Below are 18818 nucleotides of genomic sequence, written 5' to 3' on the forward strand. Positions count from 1 at the left end.
GGAGTCACACCACCAGACGCGGCTGATTGCGCACTGTGTCGGACAGGCGGAGCAGGACGGCGACGATCATCCAGTTCGCGACGAGCGACGAGCCGCCGGCGGCGAGGAACGGCGTGGTGAGGCCGGTGAGCGGGATGACGCGGGTGACACCGCCGATGACGATGAAGCACTGCAGGGCGATCACGAACGAGAGCCCGACGCCGAGGAGCCTGCCGAAGTCGTCCTGGCCGGCGAAGCCGATCCGGAAGCCGCGCGAGACCAGCAGGAGGTAGAGGCCGAAGATCGCGAAGAGGCCGGCGAGGCCGAGCTCCTCGCCCAGGCTCGCGATGATGTAGTCCGACTGCGGGACCGGGGTGATGTCGGGCATGCCCTGGCCGAGGCCGGTGCCGAGCAGGCCGCCGTGCGCGAGGCCGAACAGTCCCTGCACGAGCTGGTAGCTGCCGCCGGGGTCGGCGCCGTAGCGGTCGGAGCTGAAGGCGTCGAGCCAGTTCGCGAAGCGGTTGCCGACATAGCCGAGGGTCTGGCTGGCGAGGATCGCGCCGCCGAGGAAGAGGCCGACGCCGATCAGCACCCAGCTGGTGCGGCCGGTCGCCACGTAGAGCATCACGAGGAAGAGGCCGAAGTAGAGCAGCGCGGTGCCGAGGTCGCGCTGGAAGACGATGACGCCCATCGTCACCGCCCAGACCACGAGGATCGGACCGAGGTCGCGCAGCCGCGGGAAGCGCATCTTCAGGAAGGTCTTGCCGACCATCGAGAGCGAGTCGCGGTTGCGGACGAGGTAGCCGGCGAAGAAGACCGCGAGCGCGATCTTGGCGATCTCGCCGGGCTGGAAGCTGAAGAAGTCGCCGATGCCGATCCAGACGCGGGCGCCGCTGACCTCCTTGCCGATGAACGGCAGGAGGGGGAGCAGGAGCAGCACGATCGCCGCGAATCCGGCCACGTAGGTGTAACGGAAGAGGACGCGGTGGTTGCGGATCACCAGCAGGACGACGATCGCGGCGACGATCGCGAGGCCGCTCCAGATGATCTGCCGGACGGCGACCGACTCCCAGCCGGTCGCGCCGTCGGCGATGTCGATCCGGTAGATCTCGGCGACGCCGAGCCCGTTGAGGACGGTGGCGATCGGCAGGAGGAAGGGATCGGCCTCGGGCGCCGCGAAGCGCAGCACGACGTGGACGACCAGCACGAGGCCGGAGAGGCCGGCGCCGAGCGAGACGAGGGTGGTGTCGACCGCGCCGAGGGCGCCGAGCTGGACCAGGACGATCGCCGAGGCGTCGATCAGGCAGGCGCCTATCAGCAGCAGGAGCTCGAGGTTGCGCAGGCGCTGGCGGAGGAAGCGCGGGCGCTCGCGGGTCACGGGGGGAGTGGCGGTGGCGGTCACGGTGCTCCGTTCGCGTCCGTCAGGCGCTCGACGATGTCGACCGCGCCGGCGTAGGAGTCGGCGCTGATCGTCTGCTCGAGCTGCTCGACGTCGTAGTCGCGGAGGGAGTCGAGGGGGATCCCCGTGTCCTCCTTCACTCCGGAGAGCGAGAGCGGGCCGACCGACTGCTGGATGCCCTGGTAGATGATCACGTTCTGGCCGTCGGTGCCGACGTAGAAGCGCGACTGCGTCCAGTCGTAGGCGAGCAGGACGCCGAGGAAACCGGCGATCAGCACGAGCGAGAGGCCGACGAGCCAGGTGATCCGGCGGCGCAGGTGCCGGCGGCGGTCCTCCTCGATCAGCTCGTCGAGGTAGTCCTCGGACGCGGGCTCGAAGTGGGTCGGGCCCTGGGCGGCCGGGGCGCGGGTGTGCAGGCGGAGGCCGGGGATGCGGATCCGGTTCTGCGAGTCGTCGGTGCTGAGCGGCGTCGGCGCGGCGGCGGAGCCGACGATCACGGGCTCTGCCGTCGGCGCGAGGATCTGCGCGGTGTCGCCGGCGCCCGGGACGTCGAGGATGACGACGGTCACGTTGTCCGGTGCGCCGTGCGAGAGGCTGTCGCGGATCAGGCGGTCGGCGACCTGCTGCGCCGTCTCGTCCCGGGAGAGCTCCTTCTGGATCTCGTCGTGCGGGACGACGCCGGAGAGGCCGTCGGAGCAGATCAGCCAGCGGTCGTTCGGCTCGGTCTCGAGGGTGAGGGTGTCGATCTCGGGATTCGTGTGCACGTCGCCGAGGACCCGCATGAGGACGGAGCGGCGCGGGTGCGTCATCGCCTCCTCCTCGGTGATGCGGCCGGAGTCGACGAGTCGCTGGACGAAGGTGTGGTCGGTGGTGACCTGCTCGAGCTTGCCGTCGCGCAGCACGTAGATCCGGGAGTCGCCGATGTGCGCGATGGCGACCGACTCGCCCACGCGGACGATGGCGCTGACGGTGGTGCCCATGCCGGTGAGCTCGGGGTGGTCGACGACGGCGTCGGCCAGCATCGTGTTCGCGGCGAGGAGGGTGCGCTTCAGCTCGTCCTCCGCCTCGTAGGTGGAGGCGTAGGTGCGGTCGGCCTGGGCGATGCGCTTGATAGCGATGGAGGAGGCGACGTCGCCGCCCGCGTGCCCGCCCATCCCGTCGGCGACGACGAAGAGCTGCCGGCCCGCGTAGCCGGAGTCCTGGTTGTTGGAGCGGATGCGGCCGACGTGCGAGACGGCGGCGCTCTCGCGCGTGACGCCCGTCTCCGCGGCGCTGTCGGGTGTGGCTGCCACGCGCTACGACCGCCGCAGCTCGAAGGTCGTCGTGCCGACCTTGACCGGGGTGTTCAGCGGCACCTTGGTGGGGGCGCCGACGCGGCGGCCGTCGAGGAACGTGCCGTTGGTGGAGTCGAGGTCCTGGATCATCCACTCGTCGTTCCAGATCAGCAGGCGCGCGTGGTGCGTCGAGGTGTAGTCGTCGCGGATCACCAGCGCCGACTCCGAGGAGCGGCCGATCGTGAGCGGCTCGCCGTTGAGCTCGAGCTCGGTGCCGCGCTTCGGGCCCGAGGTGATGACGAGGCGCTGCGCGGTGTGCACGGTGGCGACGCCGCCGGAGTCGGTGCGCTCCTCGCGGGGGCGCCGCGCGGAGGGGGCCGACGGCTGGGGTGCGGGGGCGGGGACCGCCGCGGCGGCCACGACGGGCTGCGCGGCCGTGACGAACGGAGCGGCGTCCTGGCCGGCGGCCGGCTGCTGGCCGGCGGGCAGCTTGCGCACCCGCTGGCCGAACAGGTCGGAGCGCAGCGCGTAGACGATGCCGAACACGAAGAACCACAGCAGCGCGAGGAACGCGATGCGCAGGAGGAAGAGAGTGAGCTCGCTCATAGCCGGTCGTCCCAGAATCCCTCGGAGGAGCGCCCGGACGGACCGGACGGCGAGCGGTCGGCGCGCGCGGGTGCGGCGCCCTGGACGACGCGGAAGACGATCCGCGTGCGTCCGATCGAGATGGTCTGCCCGGGCGAGAGCGGCGCCTGGGTGACGGGCTTGCCGTCGAGCTTGGATCCGTTGGTGGAGCCGAGGTCGTGGACCTGGGCGCGGACGCCGTCCCAGAGGATCTCGACGTGCTTGCGGGAGGTGCCGGAGTCGTCGACCGTGATGTCGGCGTCGCTGCCGCGGCCGATGACCGTCCTGGACTTCGTGATCGGGTAGCGCTTGCCGTCGATCTCGAGCGCGGGCGTGGAGGCGACGACGCCCTTGACGCTGCGGGAGTCGACCTCGACCATCCCGGCGCTGAGCGACTCGTCGGCGGCGAGGGAGATGTCGATCGGGCCGGAGAAGCGGAAGCCCTGCTTCTTGGCGTGCTCGGTGGCGACCGTGGTGAGCTCGTCGATGAGCGTCGGGCCCATCCGCTCCATCCGGTCGAGGTCGGCGGCGGACATGCGCAGGGTCAGCTGGTTGGGCACGAGGATGCGGTCGCGGGTGACCACGGCCGCCGTGGTGTCGAGCTCGCGGCGGAGAGCGGAGGCGAGCTCGACCGGCTGCAGACCCGACTTGAAGGTCCGAGCGAAAGCGCCGTTGACGACGCGCTCGAGTCCCTTCTCGAAGTTGTCCAGAATGCCCACAGTCTTCCGATCTTCCGTTTCTTCGCCTCTCGGCGGTCGCGTTGGGATCGAGGTGTCTGCGCGCCCGGTCCGCTTCCGATCTCGTGTCTGCGCCGCGCACGGCTACGGGCATGTTACTGGGATGCTCTGGATACGGCCTCCCCGAGCGGGATTCGGGCTGCGGAGCGCGCCGGTGCGGACGGGTGGGCTCCGGCGTGTGGAACGGCGTCCGGCACGCTCGAATACGCCGATCTCGCGAGCCGAGGACCGTTCTGCGAGCCCGAGGTGGCACGCGAATCCCGTGGTCGCGGGGCCCGGTTTCCGGTGTCGGCCGTGGGGGTGCTAGTCTTTCTCGTCGGTGCTTCGGTGCCGTTGGTGAGCGCGAGTGGCGGAATAGGCAGACGCGCACGGTTCAGGTCCGTGTGCCCGAAAGGGCGTGGGGGTTCAACTCCCCCCTCGCGCACCAGAGACACAGCCCCCGATCGGAATCCGGTCGGGGGCTGTGCTGTTTCCGGCTGTGCTGTTCCCGGCCGTGTCGTTCCCGAGCCGTTCGCCGACGCCGGGACACCGGGGGAGGGGCGCGTGTTCACCGGGCGGATGCCGAGGGTGGGCACTGTCGGTAACATGATCGCTCTCCGCGCCGACGTCGGCGGCCTCGACTCGCGGGCGCTGCCCGAGCTGCTCCGCCGACTCCGCCGGCACCGGCACGTGCAGGTGGGCGGGCGTCAGTGGATCGCGGTGCTGCCCGAGGTCGGCTCGGTGCTCCTCACGGACGGCGCCGAGCTCGTGCTCGACGTGCTGGTGGAGCGGCGGGCGCTGCTGCCGATCGTCATCGACGCTCTCGAGGCGGAGTTGCGGCGCGACGGCTTCCGTGAGCGGCTCGCCCTCCGATGGTCGACCCCCGACGCGGTCCCCATCCCCTTCCGCTGACACCCGGCGCCCCCCGCGAGATGCCACTTGTGCACGCCTTTCACGGCGTGTCGCGTGCACAAGTGGCATCTCGCGGAGGGGGAGGGACGGGGTCAGCTGCGGGTCAACTCCACGACCGGGATGGTGCGGGTGGTCTTGGCCTCGTAGCCCTTGAAGCCGTCGGAGGCGTCGGTGAAGCGCTTCCAGCCGGCGTCGCGCTCGGCGCCCTCGAGGACACGGGCGCGGACGGGGACGGTGCCGTCGTCGGGGGTCTCGATCACGGTGTCGGGGTTCGCCTCGAGGTTGTGGAACCAGGCGGGGTGCTTCGGGGCGCCGGCGGCGGAGGCGGCGATCAGCCAGACGTCGTCGGAGGGGTGCAGGCCCATCAGCGGGGCGATGCGCTCCTCGCCGGATCGCGCGCCGGTGTGGTGCACGAGGACGAGGCTGCGGCCGAAGCCCGCGGTCGTCACCGTGCCGCCGTTCGCGCGGAACTCCGCGATGATCTGCTCGTTGAAGTCGGCCATGCTCGTGCTCCTCGACGTCGGTGTCAGGCGCGGGCGCCGAGGGCGTCCGTCCGCGAGCCGGGGCCGGACGCGGGAGGCGGCTCCGAGCCGCCGACCGCCGCCGCGGGATCCGCGAGCGCGCGACGCCAGGGTAGCTCCGCGGCCCCCACCAGCTCCAGCCTCGATCGCAGCGCCGCGCGCTCGATCCGGACACCGCGGGCGAGGTCGCTGAGGGCGCGCGCCGAGACGCGGGCGGCGAGGCGCTCGCGGTCGACGGTGAGCAGCGAGCCGAGGAAGCCGCCGAGGACGACAGCGGTCGGGTTGAAGAGGTTGATGTAGGTCGAGAGGCCCTCGGCGAGCAGGTCGACCTGGCGGGCCACCTCCCCGAGGACGGCGGGGTCGCGGGAGGTGCCGAGCGCGATGTCGAGCTCGTCCTGATCGAGGACGCGGGCGCCGAGCACGTCGAGGAGGGAGCGCATCCGGACCTCCGCCTCGAGGCAGCCGTGCCGCCCGCAGCCGCAGAGGCGGCCGTTCGCGGCGACGAGGGTGTGGCCGAGCTCCGCCGCGAACCCGGAGGAGCCCTGCAGGGGAACGCCGCCGATGATCACGCCGCCGCCGATGCCGCTGGCGCCGCCGGTCACGTAGACGACGTCGGCGACGCCCCGTGCGGCTCCGAACAGCGACTCGCCGATCGCGCCGAGCGTGGCGTCGTTGCCGACCGAGACGGGGAGGTCGAGCGCGCGGCTGAGCTGCGACGCGAGGTCGACGTCGCGCCAGCCGAGGTGCGGCGCGCGGTGCACGAAGCCCGAGTCGGCCTGCACGAGGCCCGGCACGGCGACGCCGGCGCCGAGGAGGACGCGATGGGTCTCCCGCTCGGCGCGGAAGCCGGCCACGATGCCGCTGACCACGCGGACGACGGTCGCCGGGCTCGCCGGCTTCGGGGTGTCGAAGCGGACGCGGCGGAGGAGGTCGCCGTGCAGGCCGACCAGGCCGACGATGATCGCGTCGGTGTCGAGGTGGACGCCGACCATCGCGAAGGTGCGGCCGGGGACGACCGTCGCGCTCGGGCGGCCGATGCGGCCGTCGGAGGCGGTGGTCTCCTCCTCCACCCAGCCGAGCTCGCTCAGCTCGCCGACGAGGTTGGCGACCGCCGAGCGGTTCAGGCCGGTCAGGCGGCCCAGCTCGGCGCGGCTGATCGGTCCGGAGCGGTGCACCAGGGTCGCGATGGCGGCGAGGTTGTGCCGACGGAGCAGAGCGTTGCTCGATGCTCCGACTGCTCCTGCCATGCTGCTCAGCCTCTCGTCGGCGCGATGGGGCACCGGTCCGGGGATGCGCTCGGGCGCGGGCCCTCCGTGGAGAGAGCACGCGCCCGAGCACGGTGCAGGGAGGAGAGAAGGCTAGCGCCCGCCCGCCCTCCTCTTGTTGAAGATGTCGAACGCGACGGCCAGCAGGAGCACGAAGCCCTTGATCGCCATCTGCCACGCGGCGTCGACGGAGAGGATCGACAGGCCCATGTTGAGCACGCCCATCACGAGACCGCCGATGACCGCGCCGACCACCGTGCCGACGCCGCCCTGGACGGCCGCGCCGCCGATGAAGACCGCGGCGATCGCGTCGAGCTCGTAGTTCTGACCGGCGGAGGCGACGGCGCCGCCCGCGCGGGCCGTGCTGACGATGCCGGCGACACCGGCCAGCGCGCCCATGTTCACGAAGATGAAGAAGTTGACCCACTTCGTCTTCACGCCCGACATCATCGCGGCGAACAGGTTGCCGCCCATCGCGTAGATGTGGCGGCCGAAGACCGTCCGCCCGAGCACGAAGCTGTAGGCGAGGATCAGCACGGCGAGCACGATCAGGATGATCGGCGTGCCGCTGTAGCCCGCGAGCAGCCAGGCGAGGGCCATGATCGCGACGACCGCGACGACGGCCTTGACGTAGAAGGAGGCGATCGGCTCGCGCGGGAGCTCGAGACGGCGCAGCGTGGCGCGGGTGCGCACCTGCTGCACGACGAGGGCGACGCAGACGAGGAGCCCGAGCAGCAGGGTGAGGGCGTCGCGGCCGGCGATGCCGCCGAGCACGCCCGGCAGCCAGCCCGCGCCGATCGCGGTGAACTCGGTCGGCAGGCCGTTGATCGTGCCGCCGGTGAGCAGGACCAGGGTGAAGCCGCGGAAGATGAGCATGCCCGCGAGGGTCACGATGAACGCCGGTATCCCGACGAAGGCGACCCAGAAGCCCTGCCAGGCGCCGACGGCGGCGCCGGTGACCAGGGCGACGATCACGGCGGCCCACCAGGGCAGGCCCCAGTTGTTCATCGCGATCGCGGAGATGGCGCCGACCATCGCGACGACCGAGCCGACCGAGAGGTCGATGTGGCCGGCGATGATCACCATCACCATGCCGATCGCGAGGATCAGCACGTAGGCGTTCTGCTGGATCAGGTTGTTGACGTTGCCCGGCAGCAGTAGCCGGCCGTTCGTCAGGACCTGGAAGAGCAGGATGATGATCGCGAGCGCGGCGAGGATGCCGTACTGGCGGAGGTTGATGTTCAGTCGGCGTGCCCGCTTGGGCGGCGTCGACGGCGTGCTCGCCGGCGTTCCGCTCGGGGCTGTCGTGGTCGTGGCGCTCATCGGGCCTGTTCCTTTCCGGCGGTCATGTAGTGCATGAGGTGCTCCTGGGTGGCGTCGGCACGGTCGATCTCGCCCGTGATGCGCCCCTCGGAGATGGTGTAGATCCGGTCGGCCAGCCCGATCAGCTCGGGCAGCTCGGACGAGATGACGACGACCGCCTTGCCCTGGGCCGCGAGCTCGTTGATGATGCCGTAGATCTCGTACTTGGCTCCCACGTCGATGCCGCGGGTGGGCTCGTCGAGGATCAGCACGTCCGGGCCCGAGAAGATCCACTTCGAGAGGACGACCTTCTGCTGGTTGCCGCCCGAGAGCTTGCCGGTGACGGCGGAGACGCTCGGGGCCTTGATGTTCATCTTCGAGCGGTACGAGTCGGCGACCTTGTACTCGCGGTGCTTGTCGATCACGCCGAGGCGGGCGAGCCGCGAGAGCGCCGCGGCCGACACGTTGACGGTGATGTCGCCGATGAGGTTGAGGCCGTAGCGCTTGCGGTCCTCGGTCGCGTAGGCGAGGCCGTTGCGGATCGCCTCCTCGACGGTGCGCGTCTGGATCTCCTTACCGTCCTTGAAGACGCGGCCCGAGATGCCGGTGCCGTAGCTGCGGCCGAAGATGCTCATCGCGAGCTCGGTGCGCCCGGCGCCCATCAGCCCCGCGAAGCCGACGATCTCGCCTGCCCGCACGGTGAAGGAGGCGTCCTCGACGACCACGCGATTGATGTCGACCGGGTGGTGGACCGTCCAGTTCTCGACGCGGAGCTTCTCCTCGCCGATCTGCGGATCGCGCGGCGGGAACATGCTGTTGAGGTCGCGGCCGACCATCGCGCGGATGATCCGGCTCTCGGAGGCGTCCTCGCCGGCCATCGCGAAGCTCTCGATGGTGCGGCCGTCGCGGATGATCGTCACCGTGTCCGCGATGGCGCGGATCTCCTTCAGCTTGTGGCTGATGATGATGCAGGTGATGCCCTGGCGGCGCAGCTGGTCGATCAGGCCGAGCAGGTGGTCGCTGTCCTCGTCGTTGAGCGCGGCGGTGGGCTCGTCGAGGATGAGGAGCTTCACCTCCTTCGCGAGCGCCTTGGCGATCTCGACGAGCTGCTGCTTGCCGACGCCCAGCTCGAGGATCTTCGTCGCCGGGCTCTCGGCGAGGCCCACGCGGGCGAGCAGCTTGGCCGCCTCCGCGTTGGTGGCGTTCCAGTCGATGACGCCGCGGGTGGACTTCTCGTTGCCGAGGAAGATGTTCTCGGCGATCGAGAGGTAGGGGCTCAGAGCGAGCTCCTGGTGGATGATGACGACGCCGTCGGCCTCGCTGTCGTTGATCGAGCGGTACTGCGCCTGGCGGCCCTCGAACTCGATCGAGCCCTCGAAGCTGCCGACGGGGTAGACGCCCGAGAGGACCTTCATGAGCGTCGACTTGCCGGCGCCGTTCTCGCCGCAGATGGCGTGGACCTCGCCCGGCTGGACCGAGAGCGAGACGCCGTCGAGGGCGCGGACGCCGCCGCCGAACTCCTTGACGATGTCGCGCATGATGAGGATGGGACTGGCCAACAGGGCCTCACTTCGTTGTGCAGAGGATGGGCTTCGAGGGGAAGAAGGGGGAGAAGGGCGGGGTGGGGGAGGATCACTCCTCCCCTGCCCCGCCCGACCGATCAGAGTCCGACGTCGCCGGCCTTGAGGAAGCCGGAGTCGACGAGGACCGACTGCACGTCGTCCTTCGTGACGACCTCGGGCTCGAGGAGGAAGGACGGGACGACCTTCTCGCCGTTGTCGTAGGTCTTCGTGTCGTTCACCTCGGGCTCGTCGCCCGCGACGATCGACTGCACCATCTGGAAGACGCGGTCGCCGAGGGTGCGGGTGTCCTTCCAGACCGTCATCGACTGCTCGTCGGCGAGGATCGCCTTGACGTTGGCCTTGTCGGCGTCCTGCCCGGTGATGACCGGGTAGTCGGCGCCGGGCGCGTAGCCGGCGGACTTCAGCGAGGCCTCGATGCCGATCGCCAGGCTGTCGTTGGGGGAGAGCACCACGTCGACCTTCTGGTCACCGGTGTAGAAGGAGGAGAGGCGGTTGTCCATCTCGGACTGCGCCTTGTCCGAGGCCCAGCCCTGGATGCCGATGGAGGCCCAGTCGTCGTCCGAGGCGGGCGACTTGCCGGACGGCACGACGAGCTTGCCGCTCTCGATGTAGGGCTGCAGGACGTCCCAGGCGCCGGAGAAGAAGAACTTGGCGTTGTTGTCGTCGGGGCTGCCGGCGAAGGGCTCGAGGGTGAAGGGACCCGCGGCGTTGGCGAGGTCGAGGGTCGACTCGATGTACTGGCCCTGGAGCTGGCCGACCTTGTAGTTGTCGAACGTCGCGTAGTAGTCGACGTCGGCGGTGCCGTTGATCAGGCGGTCGTAGGCGATGACGGTCGCGTTCTGCTTCTTCGCCTCGGCGAGGACGGGGGCGAGCGCCTCGCCGTCGATGGCCGCGACGACGAGGATCTTCGAGCCGCCGGCGATCTGGTTCTGGATCTGCGAGATCTGCTGGTCGGTCTTGTTGTCGGCGTACTGCAGGTCGACGGTGCAGCCGTCGCCCTCGAGCTGGGACTGGAGGCCCTCGCCGTCGTTGATCCAGCGCTCGAGGCTGCGGGTGGGCATCGAGATGCCGACGGTGCAGTCGCCTTCGGCGCCGGCGCCGGCAGCGGCGCCGCCCGAGTTGGCGGGGCTGGCGGAACAGGCCGCGAGGCCGAGGGAGATGATGCCGGCGGCGGCCAGCGTGGTGATGCTGCGGGAGAACTTCATGGAGTGCATTCCTCTCTGAAAGCAGTGTCCGAGGATGAGGACGGCGCGAGAGCGTGCAGGTGGGAGCACGTCGTCGTGTCGTCGCCCGGGAGGGGCGGGGAGCCCCGAGGGGCTTTGTCCACGGAGACAACATATTGCGCGTGCACCGGTCTGTAAAGCGCGGCGGGAGATCGATCCGCGGCGTTGCCGAACCGTGACCTTCCGCCGGTGTCTCCGCGCCAGTGCTGGGTGAGACCGCTCTCAGGGGGTGACATGAAAGCGGGGACCCCGGGCACGAGCCGAGCTCGTTCCGGGGTCCCCGTGTTCTGCAGCGCCGTCGTCAGAGCCAGCGGCGCAGGCCCGGCCGCTCCAGGACGCCGGCCAGGCTGCGGTTCCGGGTCCGCAGCATGCGGACGAGGAGACCGGTCGCGGAGATCCGCGAGCAGGTCGCCGCGAAGGCGAGGACGAGGCCCGACAGCAGCGCCATCACCGGGTACTCCTCGATGAGCTGATCGGCCGACCAGTACATCAGCAGCGTCGCGAGCGAGGCGAGCGCGGCCGGCGCGGTGAGGATCCCCGCGATCAGCGCGACGCCCAGCCCGATCTCGACGAGCGGCGTGACGAAGCCGAAGAGGCCGGCCTGATCGTGCAGGATCGTCGACGCGAAGAGCTGGAAGTAGTCGGGCACCCGCCCGTTCTCCGCGGCGCCGTCGGCGACGAGGAGGATGTCGGAGGCCCCGAATCCGGATCGCAGCTTGATCGCACCCTCGTTGATCCAGAGCAGGCCCAGGGCGACGCGGACGGCGGTGCCCAGGGCCGCGGCCGCCCAGCGCCACCCGGGCCGCGTCACGAGAGCTTCGCCGCGCCGAAGACGGCCTTCGCCTTGTCGCAGTGCACGACGACGTAGGTGTAGTCGGCGGCGTCGCCCACGTCGAAGGACTGGGTCTTCGTGTCGTAGGAGACCGGGCCCAGCTCGACTCCGGCGCTCACGGCCTTCTCGTCGGTCCCGTTCGTCAGGTAGAGGTGCAGGTCCGGGCCCTCGTCGGAGGAGAAGCCGCTGAGGTCGACCGTCTTTCCCGACACGGTCGCGGTGCCGGTGACCTTCTTGCCGTTGAGGCCCTCGAACGCGCCTTCGCGGCTCTCGCCGGCCGGCGCGACCGTCGACGGCGCCGTGGTCTTCGCGGCGGCGGAGCTGGAGCTCGTGGACGACTGCGAGGCGGTTCCGGTGGCCGGCGCGCAGCCGGTCAGGACGCCGGCCACGAGGACGACTCCGGCGATCGCCTTGGGGAGCAGGTGACGGGACATGGGGTGTTCCTCTCGTTCTGGCTCTCCGGGTCGGGGTGACCGGGAGAGCGGAAGGGCGACCGGAGGGGAGCCGGTCGCGACCTCGGGCGGGCCGCAGCGGAGTGTGGGAACGGCGCGGCCCGCCCGAGGAGTGCGGGAAGGGTCAGTTGACCTTCGAGATGGCGCAGGACTTGAAGCCCGAGTTCGCGTTGACCTGCACGTTGTAGGAGTGCCCGGCCTCGAACGTGTAGCCCGATCCGACCGGGCAGGCGTACTGCTCACCCGGTGAGGCGACGTCGCTCTGCGCGGAGTAGCCGTTGATCAGCACCTGCGAGGTGGTGAAGGACTTCTTCCCGCCGCTGAAGATCGAGTCGAGGCTGCTGCTGTTGATCACGTACGGGGTCGCGGGGTTCTTGGCGGACGCCGAGGTGCCGAACGACTCGTTGGCGCCCGGGCTCAGTGCCGAGCCCCACTTGTTGCCGAAGATCCAGTACTGACCGTCGACCACGAGCGTGGCCGAGGCGTAGGCGCCCGAGTCGGGGCTGTCCGGGCCGGTGTTGCTCACCTGGAGGAGGAAGTACGGAGCCGGTGCCGGCGCGGCCGCCCCGAAGAGCGCGACGCTGAAGGCGCCGGGGACGGCCGAGGTGTCTCCCCAGGCCGCGGGCGCGTAGTCGTTGTTGAGCGACCACTGCATCACGCCGGTCACGTGACCGTAGAGCTCGGGCTTCGCCTTCATCGCCTTCCACTGCGCAGCGAGGTCGGCGAGCACCGCGGCCTGGTCGTAGGCGGCGGCGCCCGAGCCGCCGAAGACGTTGTTCGCGGTGCCGCTGGCGCCGGCGTTGCTGACCTGGCCGATCACGATCCTCGTGCCCTCGCCGATGCACAGCGAGGTGGCGGCGGAGCAATCGGACCGCACCGCGCTGTTCAGCGCATGGGCGATCGTGCTGAAGAAGCCGGGGTCCTTCTCGGCGGCGCCGCCGACCGTCCAGCCGCCGGTGTTGTAGGTCTGGGCGAGCAGGTAGTCGACCGTGCCGCTCTTCAGGAGCGGACCGAACTGGTCGTTCGCGCCGTCGTGGACACCGGAGGTGAGGGTCAGGTTCGTCGGCGCGGCCGGGTCCACCTCGGTCCCGCTGCTCAGGTAGACCTGCGGCGCGACGGCGAGGGAGAGGCCCGCGCCCTTCACGGTCGCGCCGAGGGCGCTGATCGTCGGGGCGTCGATGCCGTTCTCGAGGTCGAGGTCGACGCCCGTGATGCTCCCGCCGCTGAGCTTCGCGTTGTAGTCCTCGATCTGCGCGAGCAGCCGGGAGCCGACGGCGCTCGCCGTGCCGGCGTTCACGGTGTCCCGGGTGACGGTCTGCCCGCCGAGGCTGAGCAGGTTCACCGTGCCCTTCGCCTCCTGGTCGATGACCTTCTGCATCGCCGCGAGGGTCGCGGGATCGGCCGTGCTGCTCGCCGGGTCGGCGAAGGCGAACACGATCACGTTCGAGGCGGCGATGCCGGCCGGATCGATCTGCGCCAGCGAGCCGGTGGCTCCGAGCTGGAGGTAGGAGACGCGGAGGTCAGGGACGGCGGTCGCGGTGTCGGCGACGGCGGCCGGTGCGGCACCGCCCACGGCGACGGCGCTCGGAACGGCGACAGCGGTGGCGAGGGCGGCGGCGGCCAGGAGGCGGCGGCGGAGTCGTGGTCTCATTCTCGGATGTCCCTTTCGTGGGTGGGGAGGGCGAGCGACGGTCGCGGCGGACGACGATCTGAACCGGCCTCGTGGGCGGCAGAGCGGTTTTCGCGGGGTCGACATCGATGGTGAGCCGACCGCGCGGCGTCCCGAAATCTCTGGCACGGATCATCGGAGATGGCGGGAACGGCTGATGAGGCTCGGTGATCCATGTCCGGAACCTGAAAGTGCTCTTCGTTCATGAGGACGTATATAAAGGTCGATGCTTGCGTATAGAAAGACATCCATCCGCGGAAAGACGGGGAATCGAAGATGGCGGAGATCAGCTGATTCGGCGGGGAATCACTCAATTGGCGCCGGACTTGAATTCGGCGCCCTCTCTCCTGTTACACTCACCGCTCGGTCACCCCGCAGCAGTCCCCGTTCAGCGTGCGGATGAGCAGGTGGTGGCTTTGAGAATTCACATGTCCTGCCGTCGCGGACGTGTGGCGAGTGGATCCCGTTCCGGGCGCTCGTAGCCGATCCTCGAGATGGAACTGCAGTGATGAAAGAGACCCTCCCGTCCACGGACTCCCCCCTCAGGCCGAGCTCGCCCTGCCGCATCGATCGGCAGCGCTTCAGCGGCCCGGGCGCTGAGAAGGCGATCAGCGAGTGGATGGGAGTCGGTGAATTCCATCCGCGGAGTCGAGAGGCGTTCGAGGCGGAGTCGGAGCGAGTGGTCATCGATCAGGTGAGTGCTCAGCGGCTGACTGCCCGCGCCAATTACTTCACCTCTCCGGATTCGAGTTCCCTCGGATTCCCGAGAAGCAATCGCATCGAGATCGTGGCGCTGATCGAGGGTGAGTGCTTCATCTCCGTCGGCACTCAGCGCTATCGCCTCACGCGGGGCTCCATCGCCATCGCGGGCGGCGGCGAGCCGGTGTCCTCGGAGACCTACGACGTGACCGAGTGCGTCTTCATCAGCATTCCGGTCGATCAGCTGAGCGAGCGCTTCCGGGCCTCGGTCCCGCTCTACGGAGTGGAGGTGATCTCACCGCCGCGACTGATGCGCCTGTTCCAGACCCTCTCGCACGAGCTCGCCTCGCAGGACTCGATCTCGCCGGACGCGTTCCGCGCGCAGCTCGCGCAGCTGACCGGGTTGATCGAGGCGTCGCTCGCGAACCGGTCGCACCTCGCCGTCGGCGACCTCGATCGCATCAAGCTCTCCCGGGAGCACGTCGAGGGCTACGTGCGCGATCACCTCGCCCAGCGCGATCTCACCGTCGGCACCCTGGCCGAGGTCTTCCACACCAGTCCCCGCACGATCCACCGGCTCTTCGCGAGCGACGGACCGACCCTCTCCGAGTACATCCGGACCAGTCGCCTGACGGCACTCGCCGCGGAGATCAGCGCGGCCGACAACCCGGACGGCTTCGAGGTGCTCGCCGCCCGGTGCGGACTGCACGAGTACGTGACCGCCGCCCGGCTGTTCCGCAAGGAGTACGGCCTGACCATGCGCCAGTTCTGGAAGGCGTACCGCCTGCGCTGAGGTTCGCGGCGCACCTCGGGCTCGTAGAATCACCCTCGGCTCGCCGGAACGCCGCGATCGTGCGTGCCGGAGCCGATCTCGCGAGCCGAGGGTGGGGGCCGGAGCATGACGAAGGGCCGCCTGCGCGTGCTGCTGGGAGCGGCGCCCGGCGTCGGCACGACCTCCACGATGCTCGAGGAGGGCGTCCGGCTCGCCGCCGAGGGCCGCGACGTCGTGATCGCGGTCGTCGAGACGCACGGCCGCGCCGAGACCGCCGCGAGGATCGAGGGCCTCGAGGTCGTCCCGCGGCGCCCGGTGCTGCACCTCGGTGCGCGACTCGAGGAGATGGACCCGGCGGCGGTGCTCGCCCGCCGACCGGACATCGCGCTGGTCGACGAGCTCGCGCACACCAACGCTCCCGGCTCGTCGCACCGGAAGCGCTGGGAGGACGTGGCGGAGCTCCTCGACGCCGGCATCACCGTGCTCACGACCGTCGACATCCAGCACATCGCCTCGCTGAACGACGTCGTCGAGGCGATCACGGGGGCGCGGCCGCACGAGACGATCCCCGACGCCGTGCTCCGCGCCGCCGACCGGATCGAGCTCGTCGACCTCGCTCCGCAGGCGCTGCGCGACCGGCTCGCCGCGGGCCGCGTCTTCCCGCCCGAGCGGATCGACGCCGAGCTCTCGCACCGCTTCCGCCTCGGCACGCTCACCGCGCTGCGCGAGCTGGCACTGCTCTGGCTCGCGGACGAGGTGGACAGTGCGCTCCGCGACTACCGCGGCGAGCACGGCATCGACAGCACCTGGGCCGCCCGCGAGCGCGTGGTCGTGACGCTGACCGGCGGCTCGGAGGGCGAGACTCTGCTGCGCCGCGGTGCGCGGATCGCGGCGCGCGCCTCCGGCGGGGACCTGCTCGCCGTGCACGTGCTGACGCCGGACGGACTGCGGACGCCGCGGCCCGAGGTGCTCGCGGCGCAGCGTGCGCTCGTCGAGTCGCTCGGCGGCAGCTACCACCAGGTGGTCGGCGAGGACGTGCCGCGCACCCTCGTCGCGTTCGCCCGCTCGGTGGACGCCACGCAGCTGGTGCTCGGTGTGAGCCGGCGCAGCCGCCTCGCCGCGGCGCTCACTCCGGGGATCGGCGCGACCGTGATCCGCGAGTCGGGCGACATCGACGTCCACATCGTCAGCCATTCGGCCGCCGGTCGCGCGGCGGTGCTGCCGCGACTCGGCGGAGCGCTGACGCTGCGGCGCCGGCTCTTCGGCACGGCCCTCGCGCTGGTCGGCGGGCCGCTGGTCACCTGGCTGATGGCGAGCCTGCGGAGCGACGAGTCGATCACCAGCGACGTGCTCTCGTACCAGCTGCTCGTCGTGCTCGTCGCGCTGGTCGGCGGGCTCTGGCCCGCGCTGTTCGCGGCCGTCCTCTCGGGGCTGACCCTCGACTACTTCTTCGTCGATCCGCTCTACACGATCTCCGTCGACGAGCCGCTGCACGAGCTCGCGCTCGCGCTCTACGTCCTCAACGCGGTGCTGGTCAGCGCCGTGGTGGACCGGGCGGCCCGGCGCTCCCGCGCGGCGAAGCGGTCCGGAGCCGAGGCGGAGCTGCTCGCGACGATCGCGGGCGGGGTGATCCGCGGCCAGGGTGCGCTGCAGGCGATCCTCGAGCGCGCGCGCGAGGCGTTCGGCCTCACCGGCGTCCGGCTGGTGCGGGACGGCGCGGTGGTCGCCGCGGACGGCGAGCCGACGGCCGCGGGCGAGCCCGCGCGGATCCCGGTGGGCGCGCAGGCGGAGCTCGAGCTGCACGGCCGCGAGCTGGAGGGCAGCGAGCGGCGGCTGCTGCAGGTGGTCGCCGCGCAGCTCGACTCCGCGCTCGAGCGGGAGGCGCTGAGCGCGACGGCGAGCTCGCTGGCTCCGCTGGCCGAGACCGATCGGATGCGCAGCGCCCTGCTCTCGGCGGTCAGCCACGACCTGCGCCGGCCGCTGGCGGCCGCCACCGCCGCCGTCTCGGGGCTGCGCTCGCGCGACGTGGAGTGGAGCGAGGGCGACCGGGCGGAGCTGCTCGCGACCGCGGACGAGAGCCTCACCACCCTGGGCGCGCTGGTCACCGACCTGCTCGACGTGACCCGGCTCGAGGCGGGAGTGCTCGGCGTGTCGCTCGCGCCGCTGGACGCGGCCGATGTCGTGCTGCCCGCTCTCGACGAGCTGGGGCTCGGTCCGGGGGAGGTCGACCTCGACCTGGATCCGGACGGGCCGGAGCTGCTCGCCGACGGCGTGCTGCTGCAGCGGGTCGTGGTGAACCTCTTGGCGAACGCGGTGCGCTATGCGCCGCAGGGGACCCGGGTGCGCGTGTCGACCAGCGTCTTCGGCGGCACGGCGCAGCTCCGGATCGTCGACCACGGCCCCGGGATCGCGCCCGAGCGCCGGGAGGAGGTCTTCGTGCCGTTCCAGCGCCTGGGTGACGACGACAACACGACCGGGCTGGGGCTGGGGCTCGCCCTGTCGAAGGGGTTCACCGAGGGGATGGGCGGGACGCTCGAGGCCGAGGACACCCCGGGCGGCGGGCTGACGATGGTGGTGACGCTGCCGGTGGTGGCGGACGACGCGGCCGTCCGGACCGATGCCGCCCAGACCGATGTCGCCGAAACCGATGCCGCCGAGCGGCGGGCCGCGGGAGCCGATGCTTCGGGAGGAGCCGCATGAAGATCCTGATCGCCGACGACGACCCGCAGATCCTGCGCGCGCTGCGGATCACCCTGACCGCCCGCGGCTACGACGTGGTCACCGCGGGCGACGGGACCGAGGCGATCAACCGCGCCATCGACGAGCGGCCGGACCTCTACATGATCGACCTCGGCATGCCGCGGCTCGACGGGGTCGAGGTGATCCAGGCGCTGCGCGGCTGGACGAGCGCGCCGGTGCTGGTCGTCTCGGGGCGCACCGGGTCGGCGGACAAGGTCGGTGCCCTCGACGCGGGGGCCGACGACTACGTGACCAAGCCGTTCTCGATGGACGAGGTGCTCGCGCGCATCCGGGCCCTGTCGCGGCGCGTGCAGCCGGCCGAGGGCGAGCCGACGGTGCGGATCGGCGACGTGACCGTCGACCTGGCGGCGAAGAGCGCGATGCGCGACGGTGCCGCGGTGCGGCTCACGCCGACGGAGTGGCAGGTGCTGGAGATCCTCGTGCGGAACGCGGGCAAGCTGGTCACCCGGCGCTCGCTGCTCGACGAGATCTGGGGGCCGACCCACGTGACCGACACCGGCTACCTCCGGCTGTACCTCGCGCAGCTCCGCAAGAAGCTCGAGCCCGATCCCGCGCACCCGCGGTTCCTGCTGACGGAGGCGGGGATGGGCTACCGCTTCGTGCCGGGCGAGGACGCGACGGCGCGGTAGGCGCGCAGACGGACACCGGTCGGCCGCGATGCACAGCCCGGCGCCGTCGGCCCGGCCGGGGCTGCGGAACGAGCTCTCGGTGACGGCGGATCTCGAGACGCCCGCTGCGCGGGCTGCTCGATCAGCATGGATCGCGGGGGCGCATCGAGACCCGTCCACCGTCGGTAGGCGTGACGGTGGATCACGGGACGCCCGCTGGGCGGGCTG

General features: G+C 71.0%; 16 protein-coding genes and 1 tRNA gene. 5 read left to right on the top strand and 12 right to left on the bottom strand.

What is annotated here, in order from left to right; translation table 11 throughout:
- Window positions 1-4: 4 nt before the first annotated feature.
- Genes EDF43_RS13475 through EDF43_RS13490 form a run of 4 tightly spaced genes read right to left on the bottom strand, consistent with a single transcriptional unit; the run spans window position 5 to window position 3995 of the window.
- Window positions 5-1381: an FtsW/RodA/SpoVE family cell cycle protein gene (locus tag EDF43_RS13475; RefSeq protein ID WP_132437325.1), complete on the bottom strand. Its 1377-nt coding sequence runs from the start codon at window positions 1379-1381 to the stop codon at window positions 5-7.
- The gene (locus tag EDF43_RS13480) at window positions 1378-2670 is read right to left on the bottom strand and encodes a Stp1/IreP family PP2C-type Ser/Thr phosphatase (RefSeq protein WP_123447238.1); all 1293 of its coding nucleotides are present in this window, start codon (window positions 2668-2670) and stop codon (window positions 1378-1380) included. Before EDF43_RS13480 ends, EDF43_RS13475 begins: the two co-directional genes overlap by 4 nt.
- Window positions 2671-2673: 3 nt before the next feature.
- Complete coding sequence (locus EDF43_RS13485) at window positions 2674-3258, bottom strand: FHA domain-containing protein (RefSeq protein WP_123706102.1); 585 nt, start codon at window positions 3256-3258, stop codon at window positions 2674-2676.
- The gene (locus EDF43_RS13490; RefSeq protein ID WP_123447236.1) at window positions 3255-3995 is read right to left on the bottom strand and encodes a DUF3662 and FHA domain-containing protein; all 741 of its coding nucleotides are present in this window, start codon (window positions 3993-3995) and stop codon (window positions 3255-3257) included. The genes EDF43_RS13485 and EDF43_RS13490 overlap by 4 nt, the downstream gene beginning before the upstream one ends.
- Before the next feature lie 358 nt (window positions 3996-4353).
- Here EDF43_RS13490 and EDF43_RS13495 point away from each other — a divergent pair.
- Window positions 4354-4440 (top strand) — tRNA-Leu (locus tag EDF43_RS13495).
- A 158-nt stretch (window positions 4441-4598) separates the two neighbouring features.
- Window positions 4599-4904: a hypothetical protein gene (locus tag EDF43_RS13500; protein WP_132437326.1), complete on the top strand. Its 306-nt coding sequence runs from the start codon at window positions 4599-4601 to the stop codon at window positions 4902-4904.
- 92 nt (window positions 4905-4996) lie between these two features.
- On the opposite strand, the gene EDF43_RS13505 is transcribed toward EDF43_RS13500, so the two are convergent.
- The 8 genes from EDF43_RS13505 to EDF43_RS13540 all read right to left on the bottom strand — a co-directional run bounded on the left by EDF43_RS13505 (window position 4997) and on the right by EDF43_RS13540 (window position 13733).
- Window positions 4997-5407 (bottom strand): nitroreductase/quinone reductase family protein, encoded by a 411-nt coding sequence (locus tag EDF43_RS13505; protein WP_132437327.1) that lies wholly within the window; start codon window positions 5405-5407, stop codon window positions 4997-4999.
- A 23-nt stretch (window positions 5408-5430) separates the two neighbouring features.
- Window positions 5431-6672, bottom strand: a complete 1242-nt coding sequence (locus EDF43_RS13510; protein WP_132437328.1) for an ROK family transcriptional regulator — start codon at window positions 6670-6672, stop codon at window positions 5431-5433.
- Between the two features lie 111 nt (window positions 6673-6783).
- A complete protein-coding gene (gene mmsB / locus EDF43_RS13515) occupies window positions 6784-8013 on the bottom strand; it encodes a multiple monosaccharide ABC transporter permease (RefSeq protein ID WP_123736170.1) in 1230 nt (409 codons plus the stop codon).
- Entirely contained in the window at window positions 8010-9530 is a 1521-nt protein-coding gene (mmsA, locus tag EDF43_RS13520) for a multiple monosaccharide ABC transporter ATP-binding protein (RefSeq protein WP_132437329.1), read from the bottom strand. Before mmsA ends, mmsB begins: the two co-directional genes overlap by 4 nt.
- A gap of 122 nt (window positions 9531-9652) precedes the next feature.
- Complete coding sequence (gene chvE / locus EDF43_RS13525) at window positions 9653-10789, bottom strand: multiple monosaccharide ABC transporter substrate-binding protein (RefSeq protein WP_132437330.1); 1137 nt, start codon at window positions 10787-10789, stop codon at window positions 9653-9655.
- 310 nt (window positions 10790-11099) lie between these two features.
- Window positions 11100-11609: a DoxX family membrane protein gene (locus tag EDF43_RS13530; protein WP_207901747.1), complete on the bottom strand. Its 510-nt coding sequence runs from the start codon at window positions 11607-11609 to the stop codon at window positions 11100-11102.
- Window positions 11606-12064: a DM13 domain-containing protein gene (locus tag EDF43_RS13535; protein ID WP_123736172.1), complete on the bottom strand. Its 459-nt coding sequence runs from the start codon at window positions 12062-12064 to the stop codon at window positions 11606-11608. Before EDF43_RS13535 ends, EDF43_RS13530 begins: the two co-directional genes overlap by 4 nt.
- A 142-nt stretch (window positions 12065-12206) precedes the next feature.
- Window positions 12207-13733: a hypothetical protein gene (locus EDF43_RS13540; protein WP_132437331.1), complete on the bottom strand. Its 1527-nt coding sequence runs from the start codon at window positions 13731-13733 to the stop codon at window positions 12207-12209.
- A gap of 637 nt (window positions 13734-14370) precedes the next feature.
- On the opposite strand from EDF43_RS13540, the gene EDF43_RS13545 reads away from it, so the two are divergent.
- The 3 genes from EDF43_RS13545 (at window position 14371) to EDF43_RS13555 (ending at window position 18611) form a co-directional block, all read left to right on the top strand.
- Entirely contained in the window at window positions 14371-15243 is an 873-nt protein-coding gene (locus tag EDF43_RS13545; protein ID WP_165909117.1) for a helix-turn-helix domain-containing protein, read from the top strand.
- A gap of 105 nt (window positions 15244-15348) precedes the next feature.
- Window positions 15349-17922: an ATP-binding protein gene (locus EDF43_RS13550; RefSeq protein ID WP_132437333.1), complete on the top strand. Its 2574-nt coding sequence runs from the start codon at window positions 15349-15351 to the stop codon at window positions 17920-17922.
- Window positions 17919-18611, top strand: coding sequence for a response regulator (locus EDF43_RS13555; protein ID WP_132437334.1), 693 nt, complete (start codon window positions 17919-17921; stop codon window positions 18609-18611). Before EDF43_RS13550 ends, EDF43_RS13555 begins: the two co-directional genes overlap by 4 nt.
- Window positions 18612-18818: the final 207 nt, after the last annotated feature.

It is taken from the genome of Rathayibacter sp. PhB179 (assembly GCF_004345345.1).
Lineage (GTDB): Bacteria > Actinomycetota > Actinomycetes > Actinomycetales > Microbacteriaceae > Rathayibacter > Rathayibacter festucae.